14 protein-coding genes are annotated in these 15,802 nt (G+C 74.2%); 1 reads left to right on the forward strand and 13 read right to left on the reverse strand.

Translation table 11 applies throughout. The features are described from left to right. Nucleotides 1–620: 620 nt before the first annotated feature. The 10 genes from SAM23877_RS00760 to SAM23877_RS00805 all read right to left on the reverse strand — a co-directional run bounded on the left by SAM23877_RS00760 (nucleotide 621) and on the right by SAM23877_RS00805 (nucleotide 11,347). Nucleotides 621–2,147 (reverse strand): FAD-dependent monooxygenase, encoded by a 1,527-nt coding sequence (locus SAM23877_RS00760; protein ID WP_053125853.1) that lies wholly within the window; start codon nucleotides 2,145–2,147, stop codon nucleotides 621–623. 107 nt (nucleotides 2,148–2,254) lie between these two features. Beyond that, on the reverse strand, nucleotides 2,255–3,730 hold the full coding sequence (locus SAM23877_RS00765) for an FAD-dependent oxidoreductase (RefSeq protein ID WP_053125856.1): 1,476 nt from the start codon (nucleotides 3,728–3,730) through the stop codon (nucleotides 2,255–2,257). A 3-nt stretch (nucleotides 3,731–3,733) separates the two neighbouring features. Then, nucleotides 3,734–4,678: an aromatase/cyclase gene (locus SAM23877_RS00770; protein WP_053125858.1), complete on the reverse strand. Its 945-nt coding sequence runs from the start codon at nucleotides 4,676–4,678 to the stop codon at nucleotides 3,734–3,736. A 52-nt stretch (nucleotides 4,679–4,730) separates the two neighbouring features. Then, the gene (gene fabG, locus SAM23877_RS00775) at nucleotides 4,731–5,519 is read right to left on the reverse strand and encodes a 3-oxoacyl-ACP reductase FabG (protein ID WP_053125862.1); all 789 of its coding nucleotides are present in this window, start codon (nucleotides 5,517–5,519) and stop codon (nucleotides 4,731–4,733) included. Nucleotides 5,520–5,531: 12 nt separating this feature from the next. Further along, nucleotides 5,532–5,801, reverse strand: a complete 270-nt coding sequence (locus SAM23877_RS00780; protein ID WP_053125866.1) for an acyl carrier protein — start codon at nucleotides 5,799–5,801, stop codon at nucleotides 5,532–5,534. A gap of 68 nt (nucleotides 5,802–5,869) precedes the next feature. Then, the gene (locus SAM23877_RS00785) at nucleotides 5,870–7,081 is read right to left on the reverse strand and encodes a ketosynthase chain-length factor (protein ID WP_053125868.1); all 1,212 of its coding nucleotides are present in this window, start codon (nucleotides 7,079–7,081) and stop codon (nucleotides 5,870–5,872) included. Then, nucleotides 7,078–8,349, reverse strand: a complete 1,272-nt coding sequence (locus tag SAM23877_RS00790; protein WP_053125871.1) for a beta-ketoacyl-[acyl-carrier-protein] synthase family protein — start codon at nucleotides 8,347–8,349, stop codon at nucleotides 7,078–7,080. Before SAM23877_RS00790 ends, SAM23877_RS00785 begins: the two co-directional genes overlap by 4 nt. Continuing rightward, on the reverse strand, nucleotides 8,346–8,675 hold the full coding sequence (locus SAM23877_RS00795; protein ID WP_053125873.1) for a TcmI family type II polyketide cyclase: 330 nt from the start codon (nucleotides 8,673–8,675) through the stop codon (nucleotides 8,346–8,348). Before SAM23877_RS00795 ends, SAM23877_RS00790 begins: the two co-directional genes overlap by 4 nt. Nucleotides 8,676–8,960: 285 nt before the next feature. Beyond that, nucleotides 8,961–9,659: an antibiotic biosynthesis monooxygenase family protein gene (locus SAM23877_RS00800; protein WP_053125875.1), complete on the reverse strand. Its 699-nt coding sequence runs from the start codon at nucleotides 9,657–9,659 to the stop codon at nucleotides 8,961–8,963. Between the two features lie 212 nt (nucleotides 9,660–9,871). After that, nucleotides 9,872–11,347: an FAD-dependent monooxygenase gene (locus SAM23877_RS00805; RefSeq protein ID WP_053125877.1), complete on the reverse strand. Its 1,476-nt coding sequence runs from the start codon at nucleotides 11,345–11,347 to the stop codon at nucleotides 9,872–9,874. A 167-nt stretch (nucleotides 11,348–11,514) separates the two neighbouring features. On the opposite strand from SAM23877_RS00805, the gene SAM23877_RS00810 reads away from it, so the two are divergent. Continuing rightward, entirely contained in the window at nucleotides 11,515–12,024 is a 510-nt protein-coding gene (locus SAM23877_RS00810; RefSeq protein WP_079029945.1) for a nuclear transport factor 2 family protein, read from the forward strand. Between the two features lie 357 nt (nucleotides 12,025–12,381). Here SAM23877_RS00810 and SAM23877_RS00815 read toward each other — a convergent pair whose 3' ends face one another. The 3 genes from SAM23877_RS00815 to SAM23877_RS00825 all read right to left on the reverse strand — a co-directional run bounded on the left by SAM23877_RS00815 (nucleotide 12,382) and on the right by SAM23877_RS00825 (nucleotide 15,784). Next, entirely contained in the window at nucleotides 12,382–12,801 is a 420-nt protein-coding gene (locus SAM23877_RS00815; protein ID WP_053125879.1) for a pyridoxamine 5'-phosphate oxidase family protein, read from the reverse strand. Nucleotides 12,802–13,221: 420 nt separating this feature from the next. Next, nucleotides 13,222–14,745 carry a condensation domain-containing protein gene (locus SAM23877_RS00820; RefSeq protein ID WP_053125881.1) on the reverse strand — a complete coding sequence of 508 codons (1,524 nt, stop codon included), beginning with the start codon at nucleotides 14,743–14,745 and terminating at the stop codon, nucleotides 13,222–13,224. A 229-nt stretch (nucleotides 14,746–14,974) separates the two neighbouring features. Further along, nucleotides 14,975–15,784, reverse strand: coding sequence for a 4'-phosphopantetheinyl transferase family protein (locus tag SAM23877_RS00825; protein ID WP_053125884.1), 810 nt, complete (start codon nucleotides 15,782–15,784; stop codon nucleotides 14,975–14,977). Nucleotides 15,785–15,802 lie beyond the last annotated feature (18 nt).

Raw genomic sequence — 15,802 nt, forward strand, 5'->3', positions numbered from 1 at the left:
GCCGCTCGGGGAGAAAGAGTGGGGGCCGCGCGGCGGTGTTCGTGGGGCGGGCCCGCCCGGCGGGGCTCCGAAAGGGGCTCCCGGGGCTGCCCGAAGGGCGCGGTGGTGCCCGGGAGTTGCCGGCCGCCCGTCCGGCGGGGCCGGTCAGCAGGGTCTGCTGTCGCCAGGCCGCTGGAGGCACCGTCCCGGGGCACAGGGGCCGGCCGCCCGTGCGCCGCCCCGGGGCGTGGGGTCGGGGCCCGCCGGCCGAGCCCCCCTCCCCCGGGGGTGTGGGTGACTGCCGAGCCCGTCCCCCCGGGGTGTGGGTGACTGCCAGGGGCGCGCCCCCGGGGAGTGGGTGACCGCCGGGGGGTGGGGTGCCGCCCGGCGGGGGCGGGTGCCGTCCCCGGGGTGCGGTGCCGCACGGCGGGGGCGGGTGCCGTCCCCGGGGCGAGGTGCCACCCGGCGGGGGTGGATGCCGTCCCCGGGGTGCGGTGCCGCCCGGCGGGGGTGGATGCCGTCCCCGGGGTGGGGTGCCACCCGGCGGGGGCGGGTGCCGTCCCCGGGGTGCGGTGGCCGGCCGGGGAACGTGCGGTGCCCCCGGCGTGCCGCACACGCGCCGGGGGCATGGGGTGGGGCGGTCAGCGGGCGGGGCCGAACCAGCGCTGGAGGGCTTCTTCCAGGCCCTGGGGTGAGGTGCCGGCCCAGGCGACGTAGCCGTCGGGGCGGACCAGGACGGCGGTGGCGCCGGCGAGGGCGTCGGGGCCGTCGGTGGGCTTGGCGTGGACGGTGGCGACGTCGACCCGGTCGGGGCGGCCGGCCGCGGCGCGGCGTATCCCGGCGTCGTCGGCCAGGTCGAGCAGGACGCCGTGTCCGGTGTGCAGCAGGCGGGCGGTGGTGGTCTCGCCGTGGGCGCCGACCAGGGTCCGCGGCGGCATCCGGCGGCCCACCAGCGGGTGCGCCGTGCCGGTGTCGTCGCCGGTGTCGTCGCCGGTGAGGTCGTAGCGGATGTCGAGGTGGCTGACGATGCCGGCCAGGTGGCGTTTGACGTCGTCGTACTGGACGAGTTCGGCCATCAGTTCGCGCAGCGGGTCGGACTCGGGGCCGCCGAGGAAGACGATGCCCTGGGCGCGGGTGTTCATCAGCAGGCGGGCGCCGACGGGGTGGCGTTCGGCGTGGTAGGTGTCGAGCAGGGTGTCGTCGGCGTCGCCGCGGATGACGGCGGCGAGTTTCCAGCCGAGGTTGGCCGCGTCCTGCACGCCGGTGCTCAGGCCCTGGCCGCCGGCGGGGAGGTGGATGTGGGCGGCGTCGCCGGCCAGGAAGACGCGGCCGCGCCGGTAGTGGGCGGCCTGGCGGGTGGCGTTGGTGAAGGAGCTGACCCAGCTCGCGCCGCCGTGGCTGATGTCCTCGCCGGTGATGTCGTGCCAGGCGCCGGCGACTTCCTGGAAGGTGACGGTGCGTTCGCGGTCGTGGGCGGGGCGGCCGTCGGGGCAGACGATGATGCGCCACACGCCCTCGGACAGCGGGGCGGCCATGACCATGCCGCCGTTGAGGCGTTCGCCCAGGAAGCGGGGGGTGAGCTGGACGCCGGTGATGTCGGCCAGGTACATGCCCTGGGTGGCGTCGGTGCCGGGGAAGTCGATGCCGGCGGCCCGGCGGACGCGGCTGGAGCCGCCGTCGCAGCCCACCAGGTGGGCGGCGCGCAGTGTCCGCTGTTCGCCCTGGGGGGTGCGTACGGTGATCTCGACGCTGTCGCCGTCCTGGAAGCCGTCGGTGAGGGAGACGAATTCCCAGCCGCGCCGGATGTCCGCGCCCAGTTCGCCCGCCCAGTCCTCCAGGACGGCTTCGGTGTCGCCCTGGGGGATGCCGCGGGCGCCGAAGTGGGCGTCCTCCAGGACGGTGAAGTCGAACTGGGCGCCGCCGAAGTGGCCCATGGGGCTGGTGGCGAGGGTGTCGCCCTGGCCGAAGCGCGGCAGCAGTCCGCGCTCGTCGAACGTCTCCATGGCGCGGGCGGTGAAGCCCAGGCCGCGGGACTGGCCGGTGGGCGCGGCCAGTTTCTCGATGACGACGACTCGGGCCCCGCCCAGGCGCAGTTCGCCGGCGAGCATCAGTCCGGTGGGGCCGGCGCCGACGACGATGACATCGGTGTCCGCCGTTGTCCCTTCCATGGTGGTCCTTCCTGAAACGGTGGGGTGGGTCGGGGGCCCGGCGGTGGTGGTGGGGGGCGGCTGGTCGTGGTGGCGCCGGTGCCCCTGCCGGGAGGGGGCTCGGCGGGTCAGCGGGGAGGGCCGAACCAGCGGGTGAGGGCCTCGGTGAGGCCGTCGGTGCCCGAGCCGGCCCAGGCGACGTGGCCGTCGGGGCGTACGAGGACCCTCTCGGTGCCGTACAGGGCGCTGCCGGGGGTGGGCTGTGCGGCCACTTCGGTGACGCGGTCCGCCCAGCCTTCGGCGGGTGCGGGCGGGCCGGATCCTCTGGCGGTGAGGTCCAGCAGGACTCCCCCGCCCGAGCGCACCAGCCGTGCGGTGGTGACGGTGCGCTCGCGCAGCCGCAGTTCGGTGCACGGCAGCCGGGCTCCGAGCAGCGGGTGGGCGGGGCCGCCGACGTCGTAGCGCACGTCCAGGCCGCTGATCATGCCGGCCAGGTGCCGGCGTACGTCGTCCAGGGCGGTCAGTTCGCCCAGCAGGGCGCGCAGCGGGCCGACCTGGGGCGGGCCGAGCAGCATCAGGGCCTGGGCGCGGATGTTGGCCAGGACCCGCCGGCCGGTCTCGTGGCGTTCGCTGTGGTAGGTGTCCAGGAGGGTGTGGGGGGCTTTGCCGCGGACGACCAGGGCGAGTTTCCAGCCGAGGTTGAAGGCGTCCTGGACGCCGAGGTTGAGGGCCTGGCCGCCGATGGGCATCTGCTGGTGGGCGGCGTCGCCGGCGAACAGGATGCGGCCGTGGCGGTAGTGGGTGAGCTGGCGGGAGGCGTCGCCGAAGGCGTTGGCCCACAGGGGGGTGCCGGAGCTGATGTCCTCGCCGGTGACGCGTTTCCACACGGCGGTGATCTCCTCGAAGGAGACGTCGCCGCCGGGGCGGTGCTGGGCGGTGGAGCCGAACTCGTGGACCATCACGCGGGTCACCCCGTCGGGGCGGCGGGCGGCGATGGCCAGGCCGGTCTCCAGGCGCTCGAAGCGGCGGGCGGGGATGTCGATGCCGGCGACGTCGGCGCGCAGCAGTTCGCGTGCGGCGTCCTGTCCGGGGAAGGGGGCGCCGGTGAGGCGGCGGACGGTGCTGTCCTCGCCGTCGCAGGCGATCAGGTAGCGGCAGTGCAGCCGCAGGAGGGTGCCGTCGGGGCCGGTGGCTTCGGCCTCCACGCCGTGGCCGGTGTCCTTGAGGGCGGTCACCTCGTGCTTGCACTTGAGGGTGGCGCCCAGGGACAGCGCCCATTCCTGGAGGATCACCTCGGTGCGGGTCTGGGGCACCTTCCACTGGCCGGGGTGGGAGGTGGGCAGGGTCAGATCCAGCGGCAGGCCCCCGAAGTGGCCGCGGGGCTCGTTGGGCGGGTCGCCGAACTCGGGCAGCAGTGCCCTGCTGTCGAGGATCTCCATGGTGCGGGCGTGCAGGGTGGAGGCCCGGGACTCGGTGTTGGGGGCGTGCCGCTTCTCCACGAGGACGACGTCGACGCCGCCGTGGGCCAGTTCCCCGGCGAGCATCAGCCCGACGGGTCCGGCTCCGACGACGACGACGTCGGTGCTCAGGTGGTCCGCTGTCACGGCTCAGGCCTTTTTCTGCTCGGCGTGGGCCTTGGCGTGGGCGAGGGTGGCGCTGCTGTTGGTGGACAGTGCGCTGTGCACGTAGGCGCGGGCGTCGGCGACGGTGGCGTCCTGGCCGAGGATGCGTGCGATGTTGGCGGTGTTGAGGGTGACGGTGTGCTGGGAGGAGGCGGTGGTGCCCTGCTCGTCCTCGGTGAAGGTCCACTCGCCGGTGTGCAGGGTCATCAGCGCGGGCAGGGTGACCTGCTTGTAGGCGATCTTGTGGTGGGGGAAGACGACCCGGTAGGACTTGGTGGTGTGCACCGAGCCGTCCTTGGCGCGGGTGTCCATCTCCAGTTCCTGCAGGCCCGGGGTGTCCTCGGTGAGGCGGACCACGGCGACGTGCGGGAGCCGCTCGGACCACAGGTGGGCCTCGTTGATGAAGTCGAAGACGTCCTTGGCGGCGCCGGCGATGTGCACGGTGTCGGTGAAGGAGAAGGTGAGTTCCTCGGTGGCGGCGGCGTGCGCGGCCTCGACGTTGACCTTGAGGGCGGCCAGTTCCTGGGTGCTGTTCTTGTCCACGGCCTGTTCGATCCACAGCAGGTCGTGGGGGTCGTCGCCCAGGGCGCTGTAGTCGTGCAGGAGGCGCACGCGGGAGGTGTCCGCGGTGAGTTCCTCGATGATCCAGGTGCCGCCCATGTGCTTGACGGGGGCGGCCGGTATCTCCTGGCGGAAGGTGATGGTCAGGGCGCGGGCGTCCAGGGTGCGGCGGGAGGTCCAGTCCTTGGGCTGTCCGTTGGCGGTGGCCCAGATGCGGATGCGTTCCTCGTCGCCGCTCGTCTCGAGGCGGTCCACGTGGATGGTGGGCGGGAAGATGCGCGGCCAGTGGGTCACGTCTGCGAGCAGTTCGTAGACCGCGGCGGCCGGGGCGCCGATCGTGATCTCGTGCTCGACCTCACGCGTCGTCATGAGACCTCTTCTCCTCGTCGGGGTCGGGTGCCCGGAAAAATCAGGGGCGGGGTCAGAAGTTGCCGAGGCCGCCGCAGACGTTCAGGGCCTGCGAGGTGATGGACGCGGCGGTGTCGGAGGCCAGGTAGCCGATGAGGCCGGCGACCTCCTGGGGGGTGGAGTAGCGGCCGAGGGGGATCTTCGCCTGGAACTTGTCGAGGATGGCCTCCTCGGAGGTGTCGTAGGCGGCGGCGTAGCCCTGGCGCACGCGCTGGGCCATGGGCGTCTCGACGTATCCGGGGCAGACCGCGTTGACGGTGATGCCGGTGGGGGCGAGTTCGTTGCCCAGGGCCTTGGTGAAGCCGACGACGCCGTGCTTGGAGGCGGAGTAGGGGGCGCCCAGGACGACGCCCTGCTTGCCGGCGGTGGAGGCGACGTTGATGATGCGGCCGCGGTCCTTGGCGCGCAGGCCGCCTAGGGTCAGGGCGGCGCGGGTGACGCGGAAGACGCTGTTGAGGTTGGTGTCGATGACGTCGTCCCACAGCTCGTCGGCGATGTCGGCGGTGGGGCCGCCGCCGGAGCGGCCGGCGTTGTTGACGACGACGTCCAGGGTGCCGAAGCGGTCGACGGCGGCCTGGATCCAGGCGTCGACGGAGGCGGTGTCGCGGACGTCGACGACGGCGCCGTCGACGTCCAGGCCCTCGCCCTGGAGTTCCTTGACGGTGGCGGCGACGTTGTCGGCGCTGCGCGCGCCGATGAACACCCGGTGGCCCTGTGCGCCCAGGAGGCGGGCGCTGGCCAGGCCGATGCCGCTGGTGGCGCCGGTGATGACGGCGACGCGCTGGGTGGTGGTGTCGGTCATGGGAGTGCTCCTTCAGGCGGCCTGGGCGGGCGCGAGCTGGGCGTTGACGACCTCGATGAAGGTGCGGGGGGTGTTGGCCTCGCCGACGGCCTCCTCGTCGAGGGAGATGCCGTACTCGCGCTCGATGAGGCTGCCGGCCTCCAGCAGGGCGAGGGACTCGTAGCCGATGACCTCGAACTCGGTGTCGAGGATGTCGCCGTCCAGGTCCACGCCCTCGGCGACGCCCGCGGCGTCGCGCAGGGTGCGCTTGAGGTCGTCGAGGGTGAAGAGCTTGGTGGCCATGGTGGTTCCTTTCGTCGTGCGGCGTGCGGTCGGGGTGCGTGGGTGGTGGTGCGGCGCGGGTGTGCCGCTCATACGGCGCGTACGGCCATGGCGGAGTTGAAGCCTCCGTGGCCGCGGGCCAGGATCAGGGCGGTGCGCAGCGGGGCCGGGCGCGGCTCGCCCAGGACCAGGTCCAGGGGGTAGTCGGCGCACGGGTCGATGTGCACGGTGGGCGGGATGACGCCGTCGCGCAGGGCGAGGAACGCGGCGGCCAGGTCCAGGGGCGCGCCGCCGGAGTACAGGCGTCCGGTCATCGTCTTGGGCACGGTCACCGGCACGCCGCGGTCGCCGAAGACGGTGCTGATGGCGTCGGCTTCGATGCGGTCGCCGGCCGGGTCGCCGGCGCCGTCGGCGAAGACGACGTCGATGTCGGCGGCGCTCAGCCGGGCGTCGGCCAGGGCGGTCTCGATCGCCTTGCGCAGGCCGGGTTCGCGTCCGCTGCCGGGCCGGGGGTCGATGGTGGCGCCGTAGCCGGCGATCTCGCCGTAGGGGCGGGCGCCGCGGGTGCGGGCGGCGGCCGCGTCCTCGGCGATGAGGATCGCGCCGCCCTCGCCGGGGACGAAGCCGCGGGCGTCGCGGTCGAAGGGCAGGTAGGCGTGGTCGGGTTCGTCGCTGGTGGAGAGCCGGCCGCCGGCCAGCTGGGCGACCCAGCCCCACGGGCACAGGGAGGCGTCGACGGCGCCGGTGACGATCAGCGAGGTGCCCTTGCGGATCTGCCGGCGGGCCTGGGCGACGGCGTCGAGTCCTCCGGCGCCTTCGCTGACGACGACGCCGGCGGGGCCCTTCATGCCGTTGCGGATGGAGATCTGGCCGCTGTTGACGGCGTAGAACCAGGCGAAGGACTGGTAGGCGGAGACGTACTGGCTGCCCTGGCTCCACAGGGCCTGCAGTTCGCCCTGGCCGAACTCGAAGCCGCCGGCGGCGGAGGCGGTGATGACGCCCATGTCGAACTCGGGCAGTTGTGCGGGGTCGGCGCCGGCGTCGGCCAGGGCCCAGTCGGCGGCCACCAGCGCCAGGCGGGTGACCCGGTCGGTCTGCGGCAGCAGCCGGCTGGGCAGCAGCCGGTCGGCCTCGAAGCCGTCGATCTGCCCGGCCAGGCGGGCCGGGTAGCCGGTGGGGTCGAAGCGGGTGATGCGGCCGATGCCGTGCTTGCCGCCCAGCGTCGCGGCCCAGTAGTCCTTCAGGCCCAGGCCGTTGGGCGCGGTGACGCCCAGGCCGGTCACCACCACGGAGGCGGTCATACCAGGCTCCTTTCCGGGCTGGCGAGCACCATGGCGCTCTGGAAGCCGCCGAATCCGCTGCCGACGGTCAGGACCGCGTCGATCAGCTGGTCGCGGGCGACCAGGGGCACGTAGTCGAGGTCGCACTCGGGGTCGGCGGTGTGCAGGTTGGCGGTGGGCGGGACGACGTCGTACTCCATGGCCAGGGCCGAGGCGGCGATCTCGATGGAGCCGATCGCGCCCAGCGAGTGCCCGACCATGGACTTGATGGAGCTGACCGGGGTGCGGAAGGCGTGTTCGCCCAGGCTGCGCTTGAACGCGGCCGTCTCGTGCCGGTCGTTCTGCTTGGTGCCCGAGCCGTGGGCGTTGACGTAGTCGATGGCCTGCGGGTTCAGGCGGGCCTCGGCCAGCGCCAGGTCGATCGCCTCGGCCATCTCCGCGCCGTCGGGGCGCAGCCCCGTCATGTGGTAGGCGTTGGAGCGGGTGGAGTACCCGGCGATCTCGGCGTAGATGTGGGCGCCGCGCTTGCGGGCGCTGTCCAGCTCCTCCAGCACGAAGAAGGCGCAGCCCTCGCCCAGGACGAAACCGTTGCGGGTCTTGTCGAAGGGGCGCGAGGCGCACTCGGGTTCGTCGTGGCGGGGGGTGGTCGCCTTGATCGCGTCGAAGCAGGCCATGGTGATCGGGGAGATCGGCGCGTCGGAGGAGCCGGCGATCACGACGTCGGCGGAGCCCTCGCGGACCAGTTCCACGGCGTAGCCCACGGAGTCGATGCCGGAGGTGCAGCCGGTGGAGACCACCGTGCTGGGGCCCTCGGCGCCCACCGCCCAGGCGACTTCGGCCGCGAACGAGCTGGGCACCATGTAGTCGTACAGGTGCGGGACGGCGTAGGTGTGGTCGACCGCCTCCAGGCGGCCGCCGTCGCTGACGACGCGGTACTCCTCGTCCAGGCCCATCGTGGCGCCGACGGCGCTGCCGACGGTGACACCGACGCGGTGCGGGTCCAGGGCGGCGACGTCCAGGCCGCTGTCGGCGACCGCGCCGCGCGAGGCGACGACGGCGAACTGCGCGGCCCGGTCCAGGCGGCGGACCTCCTGGGGGCTCAGACCGTGCGCGAAGGGGTCGAAGTCGGCCTCGGCGGCCACCCGGGAGCGGAAGGGGGCGGGGTCGAAGAAGGTGATGCCGCGGGTCGCGGTGCGCCCCGAGCTGAGCAGGTTCCAGAAGTTCTCCCGGCCCACCCCGCCCGGCGCGATCACCTCGATCCCGGTGATCACGACACGTCGCCTGCTCAACGGGAGGCCTCCCAGTCGTAGAAGCGGGTGGCCATGGCGTCGGCCGGCGAGCGCCAGGTGGCGGGGTCGTAGGCCTCGATGAACGGCTTGAGGTCCTCGCTGATGCCCACGAAACGCGGGTCGGCCTTGGCCGCCTCGATCAGCTCGCCGCCGTTGTCCTCGTCGAAGTCCTGCAGGTGGAAGTACAGGCCCCGGTAGGAGAACAGCTGGCGGCGCCGCGTGCCCATGCGGTGCGGCATCTCGGTGGCGTCGAAGTCGGCGAACAACTTCGCCACGTCGTTGCTGGAGGCGGCCGCCATCCGGGCGACGATCAGCGTGCTGTGCATAGGGTTGGCTCCTCGGCGGTTGCACGGAAGGGTTCTCGCAGCGCGCGGACAGGCCCGGCGCGGTGGCCGGGTGGGACGACGCCGTCGCCTACGACGGTGCGGTGCGGCGGTAGCGCCCCGCACGGGGCCTGCCTGAGCCCCGGCGGAGCCGCACGCCCTTCGGGGGGTCCGGCGCAGCCGCACACCCCTGGGGCGGGCACATGCCTGCGGACGCCCGCCCCGGGTGTGCGGGGCGAACGTCCGCCAGGCATGCGCAGCCCCTCTACGCCGTCCGGCGCGCCGGACTCACTCGCCGGCCGAACGCGTGTGCACGACCTGGTAGGTGTTGCTGTAGGGCTCACCGGCGACGACGGCGCGCACCCGGCCGACGGCCGCCTTGCGGGCCTCGTCCTGGTCCTGGGGGGCCTGGTCGCGGTAGGCCTCCCAGGCCTGCTTGCTGTCCCACTGGGAGTAGGAGATGACGAAGGCGCCCTCCAGGCCGCGGGCGCGCAGCCCCTTGAGGACGACGTGCGCGCGGAAGCCGGGCACCTGGGCGAGGAAGGCCTGGCCGGGGCCGAGGGCGTCCAGGGCCTCGTCCTGGCCCTGGGGGGTGACCGGGAAGACGGTGAAGACGGTGTAGTCGTCGCGGCCGGGGCCGATCTCGATCTTCCCGCCGAGGGCGTCGGAGGTCAGCGTGTGGGCGACCTCGTTCTGCATCAGCCGGATCGAGGTGGTGATCTCACCGAAGACCGGCAGCGTGCGGTGCTTGAACTCCTCGCCCGCGTACCGCTTTTCCAGGTCCTCGCCGCTGCGCCACTGGATGAAGTTGAGGGTGCCGTGGGAGTCGACGCCGGAGTGGACGGTGGAGGACATCCAGCCCTCGTACGTGGCCGCGTCGACGATCTTCGTCATCTCCTCGATCAGCTTGCCCTGCTTCTCGGGAGTGTCCGTGGTGAACAGGTTCAGGACGGTGAGGTGCTTGTCCTCGGCGGAGATGATGGGCATGGGTTTCTTCGCTTCCCTTCAAGGTGCGGACGGGGTGTCGCGGCACGGTCGGCGCGGCGCGGGGCCGCGCCGGGGTGCCGGCCGGGCATCGGACGGGATGCCCGGCCGGATACCGGGCGGATGCCGGACGGGATGCCCGGCGGGATGCCCGGCGGGGTGCCCGGCCGGGTGCCCGGCCCGGCGGAGGGCCGGGCCGGGGGCCGGGCGGGGGGTCAGGCGGTGGGGCCGAACCAGCGGTCCAGGGCGGTGGTGAGGCCGTCGGCGCCGGCCCCCAGGGCGGCGACCCAGGCGACGTAGCCGTCGGGGCGCACGAGGATGCCGTCCACCGGCGCCTCGCAGCCGTCGAACTCGGCGGCGACCAGGTCGACGCGGTCGGCCCAGCCGGCCGCCGCGGTGCGCAGGCCCCGGTCGCCGCCGAGCTCCAGGAGCACGGCCCGCCCCGGGCGCAGCAGCGAGTAGAAGGGGATCTTCTCCCCGTCGACGACCAGTTCCCGGTCCGGCAGGCGCCGGCCCAGCAGCGGGTGGTCGCCCTCGCCGACGTCGTGGCGGATGTCCAGCCCGGTGACCATGCCGGCCAGGTGGCGCTGCACGGAGACGTGGGAGCCCATGAGCTCGGCCAGCACCTCGCGCATCGGGGTGATCTCGTCGCCGCCGAGGTAGAGGATGCGCTGGGCGAGGGTGTTGGTCAGGATCCGCTGCCCCACCGGGTGGCGCTCGCTGTGGTAGGTGTCCAGCAGCCCCTGGGGGGCGCGGCCGCTGATGTCCAGGGCGAGCTTCCAGCCGAGGTTCACGGCGTCCTGCACGCCCGCGCTCATGCCCTGCGCGCCGATCGGCAGGTGGATGTGCGCGGCGTCACCGGCCAGGAAGACGCGGCCCTTGCGGTACTGGGCGGCCTGGCGGCTGACGTCGGTGGCGGAGCTCACCCACAGCGGGGTGGCGCCGCTGATGTCCTCGCCGGTCAGCCGCTGCCAGCTGTCCGCGACCTCCTCGAAGGTGATCGCCTCCGGGGCGGTGCGCAGCGGCTGGGAGCTGTCGAAGTAGATGACGCGGCAGCGGTCGGGGCCCATCGGCAGGACCATGACCATGCCGCCGGGGACCCGCTCGCCGCTGAAACGGGGCCGCAGCTGCACTCCGGCCACGTCCGCGAAACGCAGCTCGATCGCCGGCTCGGTGCCGGGGAAGTCGATGCCGGCGAGCTTGCGCACGCTGCTGCGGGCACCGTCGCAGCCCACGACGTAGCGGGCGCGCAGGGAAAGGGGAGAGCCGTCGGCGCCGGCGGCCTCGACGGTCACCGAAGTGCCGGTGTCCTCGATCGCGGTGACCTCGTACCCGCGGCGGACCTCGGCGCCCAGCTCGCGCGCCCAGCCGCCCAGGATGCCTTCGGTGCGGGCCTGCGGAATGCCGCGCGCCCCGTACGAACCGCCCTCGATCACCTGGTAGTCGAGCGGTACGCCGCCGAAGTGGCCGACCGGGATGACTCCGACCTCACCGAACCGGTCCATGAGGCCGCGCTGCGCGAACTCCTCGATGGTCCGTGCCGAAAATCCCAGCGCCCGGGATTCCTTAATCGGCTCGGCGAGTTTGTCCAGGACCACCACCGAAACTCCAGCAAGCCTCAATTCACCTGCGAGCATAAGACCGGTGGGACCGGCTCCCACGACAACGACGTCCGAATCGTAGAATTCCATCTGCCCTCTTCTCACTGGTGTTCCGCCAGTATGGAGAGAGAAAACGGCGGGCGTAAATAGGCGTTATTACAGGTCTTGTGCAGCGAACGGCAGAAAAACGTCCGGTACGTCAGAGCTTCGACAGACGGTCTTGCCCCGCAGAAGCCGGATGACGGCATTCTCGAACAATGACCTCCACTGTGACGAACGATCAGCCCGCCACCGGAGCCGGCTCCGGCTCCGGCTCCGGTTCCGGTTCCGGCGCGCGCGCCGAGATCGCCGGCCTGCTGCACCGGTACCTGCTCTCGCTGGACGACGAGGAACTCGACGACGCCTGGACCGCGGGCCTGTTCACCGACGACGCGGTCGTGGCGTTCCCGGTCAGCCGGCACCAGGGCGCCGACGGCATGGCCGCCTACCACCGCTCGGCGCTGTCGGCGTTCGCGGCGACCCAGCACCTGGGCTCCCCGGCCGTGGTCGAACTGGACGGGCCACGCGCCACGCTGCGGGCGAACCTGATCTCCACCCACGTGCACCACGCGCACCACGCACTCCCCCAGGGCAGCCTGCCCCCGCTCTTCGCGACGGGCACGTTCGTCAACGGCGAGGCCCGCCGCACCCCCGAGGGCTGGCGGCTGAACCTGCTGGCGTTCCGGCTGCTGTGGGCCGACGGCTCACCGCCGCCGCCCGCACGGTGACCTGACACGTCCGCGCGGCGGTACCGGAAGCGTCCGGTACCGCCGCGCGGACGTGCGGGGCAGGGTGCCCCGCCGCAGGGGCCGGGCCGGGCGCACCGGCCGGGGGCACCGGCCGGGGGCGGGTAGGTGCGGGAACCGCCGGGGGGGACGGGAACCGCCGGGGGCGGGCCTGAGAGTGCGGGGCCCGGGAGTTCAGGGGACCCGGGCGGAGGGCCGGGAGGCCGGGGCCCGAGGCGCCGGGATTCGAGGGCCGGGGAATTCGGGGGCCCGGGAGTTCGGGGCGGCCGGGAGTTCGGGGCGGCCGGGAGTTCGGGGCGGCCGGGAGTTCGGGGCGGCCGGGGGCCGGGAGTTCGGGGGTCAGGCGTTGAGGCTGAGCAGGTGGTCGACCGTGATCTCGATGACCACCCGGCCGGGCGGGGTGGGCGGGGCGGACCAGTACCGGCGGGCGTAGAGCCGGGCGCCGAGTTCCACCCGCGCGGGGTCGGTCACCACCGTGCCGGTGCCCTCCAGCGTCACCCACCGGAAACCGTCCACCTGGCACAGCGCCACCCGGCTGCCGGGCGCCGCGAGCAGGTTACGGGCCTTGCGCGAGGAGGAGACCGTCATCACCCGCGCGAGGCCGGCGGCCGCGTCCCAGGTGAAACGCACGGGGGCCACGTGCGGCGTGCCGTTGGGCCGCGGCGTCGTGAACGCGGCGACGAGCGCCGTACCGGTCAGGAACGCCTCGACCGATTCGGGCACCGTCACGGCGTCCGGGCGCTGTATCGACGGCGACATACGGGTGTCCTCACTTCCAGGGGCACTTGGCGGGGGCGTCGGGCGGGGGCGGCCGCCGTGCCCGGGCCAGCATGACGGCGTCCGCTCGATCCCCGCTGGATTGGCGGACGTGCGCACCGCACGAGCGGCTCCCGCCGGCCGGCGAAAGGGGACGGGCCCCGGAGGGAGCGGAGCGGGGGCCACGCCGGAGGGGGCCGGACGAGGCGGAGGGGGTGGAGCGGTGCCGGGCGGGGCCGGACCGGTGCGGGGCGGGGTCGGAGCCGGGCGGGGTGGGAGCGGGGCCGGGCGGGACTGGGCCGGATGCGGCGGAGCGGCCGGACGGGGCCGGATGCGGCGGAGCGGCCGGACGGGGCCGGGCCGGACGCGGTGGGTGGAGCGGTGCCGGGCGGGGCCGGACGAAGTGGAGCCGGGCGGGGGTCGTCAGGGTGGGGGGCCGGTGGCCGGTCCGCCGGTGACCGGGCCGTCGGCAGGGGGGTCGCCGGCGGGTGGGCCGGCCGGCGTCCGGGCCGGGCGGCGTCTGCGGGGTGCGATGCGCGGGAGTTCCTGCCCGGCGAGTACGTCCAGCACGTCGGCGGTGGTGGCGAGTTCGCCGGTGTGGGGCAGGTGGCGCAGCAGCCGGGCGCAGTGGTCGGCCAGCAGGTGCGCGTCGCCGTCGGAGACCAGGCTGCGGTCGTGGACGACGGTGCAGGTCAGTGAGCCGTCGGCGCCGCGGTGGACGAGCAGGGCGAGGGGCAGGCCGCCGGGTCCGGCGCCGGCGGCCCGTTCCGGTTCCAGACCGACGCCGGCGCCGGCGAGTTCGGTCCGTGTGTCGGTGCGCGGGCGCGGGGTGCTCTCCACCGACACCGCGCTCTGCATCAGTTCCCCGCCGGCCGCGCCGCCGGCCGTCCGGCCGGTCCAGTGGTGGACGAGGGCGGTGGAGACCCATTCGTAGGCGGCCATGTCCAGGGCGCGGTCCCGCAGCGCCTCCAGCAGCAGGCCCAGCGGCTGCCGGGGGTCCAGGCGCACCACCATCGGCAGGCAGTTGCGCATCGGTCCGGGCAGCCGCTCGGCGCAGTCCAGGGCGATGCCGCGTCCGGAGACGGTGACGCCGAAGCCGACGGCCGCGGTCTCCTGGTGTCCGGCCGCGCGGTACAGCAGCAGGGCCCAGGCCGTCTGCAGGGCGCTGGATTCGGGCACGGAGCGCAGCGCGGCCCAGCGGTGGAGCCGTGCGGCCTCGGCGGGGCTGAGCCGGACCTCCACCCGGCCGTGGCCCCGCTGCCGGGTGCGCGGGCCGGGCCGGGCCGGCACTACGGTGACCGGGTCGCCGGGCACGGCCCGTATCCAGAAGTCCCGTGCCGGCGCGAGATCCTGGCGCTGGAGCCAGCCCACCCAGTCGCGCAGGTCGGGCCGGCGCTCCCCGCCGGGCAGTGTGCCGCCGGCGAGGTAGGCGCGGCAGAACTCCTCCAGCAGCAGGTGCACGCTCCACGCGTCCAGCAGGGCGTGGGGGAAGGTGAGCACCACCCGTGTCACGGGTTGCGGGCCGCACCCGGCGCGCTCGCCGGCCAGGTCGACGAGGGTGACGCGCAGCGGGCTGGGGCGGCGCAGGTCGAAGCCGCGCCGGCGGTCGCGTTCGAGCAGCCGCTCGAAGCCGGCGGTGTCCGCACGGTGGTGGGCGACCTCGGCGCGGGCGCGGTCGTGGACGATCAGGCGCGGCTTGGGTCCGAGGACGAGGGCGGCCCGCAGCACGCTCTCGCGGTCGACGACGGACTGCCAGGCGGCGGTGAACCGTTCGGTGTCCAGCGGCCCGCTCCAGCGCCAGGTCAGCTGCTCGACGTGTCCTGCGGCCCGCCGGTGCTCGCCCGGGCCGCGCAGCAGGTCGTGCTGCGGCCAGATGACCGGCAGGGCCGGCCGGCGGGGCGCGGCGGGGCGGCCCCGCAGGGCATGCGGGCGGTGCTGCCTGGCCATGGGTCGCCCTCCTCGGGTCGCTTCCTCCTCCCGCACGGGCTGCGCGTGCGCGCAGGTCACGGGGAGCGTCTTCGGGCGCGGTGCTCCCCGGGCATCGTGGCAGGGGCGGCTGCCGGGGGGCTGACGGGGCGCTGACGCGGCTCGCGGCCTGCCGGAGAAACGCTTCTGCAGTGGTGGGGCGGGGGCCGTCGGAACGGGGCGGGGCGGTGCGGTGCGGTGCGGGGTGGTCCTACCGGGGTGCCGTGTCGGTCATCGCGGCCAGGAAGCCCTGGTCCAGCATGGTTCCCGCGGAGGTGTCCCCGGCGGTGCTCAGCCCGGCGTCGTGGCAGGCGACGCTGAGCAGGTAGCGGTCCATGACCGGGTAGGTGGCGAATCCCCACTCCCCGTCCGCGACGGCGCTGCCGTCGGGGGTGCTGAGCCGGCCGTCGATGAAGCCGAACTCCTTGAAGCCCAGGCGCAGTCCCTGTCCGAGGGCCTTGCTGTAGGCCTCCTTCAGGGTCCACAGGCGCAGGGCGCGGCCCGGGCGTTCGTTCTCGGGCAGGGACGCCAGTTCCCGTGCTTCGGCGGGGGTGAAGACCTGGGTCTGGAGCAGTTCCAGGCGTACGGGCCGCTCGGCGGGTTCCACGTCCACCCCGATGCGGCCGGTGCGGCTGAGGCCGACGGCGATGAGGTCGCCGGTGTGGCTCAGGCTCAGCTCGATCTGGTCGAAGCCGCGCAGGTAGGGGCGTCCGCCCAGCCGGTAGGCGAGGTCGAGGTCCTCGGGCGGGACGGCCAGGGCCGCGGCGGCCGTGTTCTTGATGAGCAGCCGGGACGCGGCGAAGCGGTAGCGCACCGCCGCGTCGGGGGTGCGCCGGTAGCGCGGCCAGTCGGCGCCGAGCAGTTGCGGCAGCCGCCGGGTGGTGAGGACGCTGGGCAGCCATTCGCTCCAGGTCGTGCACACCAGCGCGTTGCCGAGTCTGGAGAGGTTCTCCCGTACCCCGGGCCAGGGCCCGGAGGGCCGTGGCACGTGAAGGGGCACGGCGCACGTGACCCGGTCCATCGTCGTCTCCCTGCGTGT

This window comes from Streptomyces ambofaciens ATCC 23877, assembly GCF_001267885.1.
Taxonomy (GTDB): domain Bacteria; phylum Actinomycetota; class Actinomycetes; order Streptomycetales; family Streptomycetaceae; genus Streptomyces; species Streptomyces ambofaciens.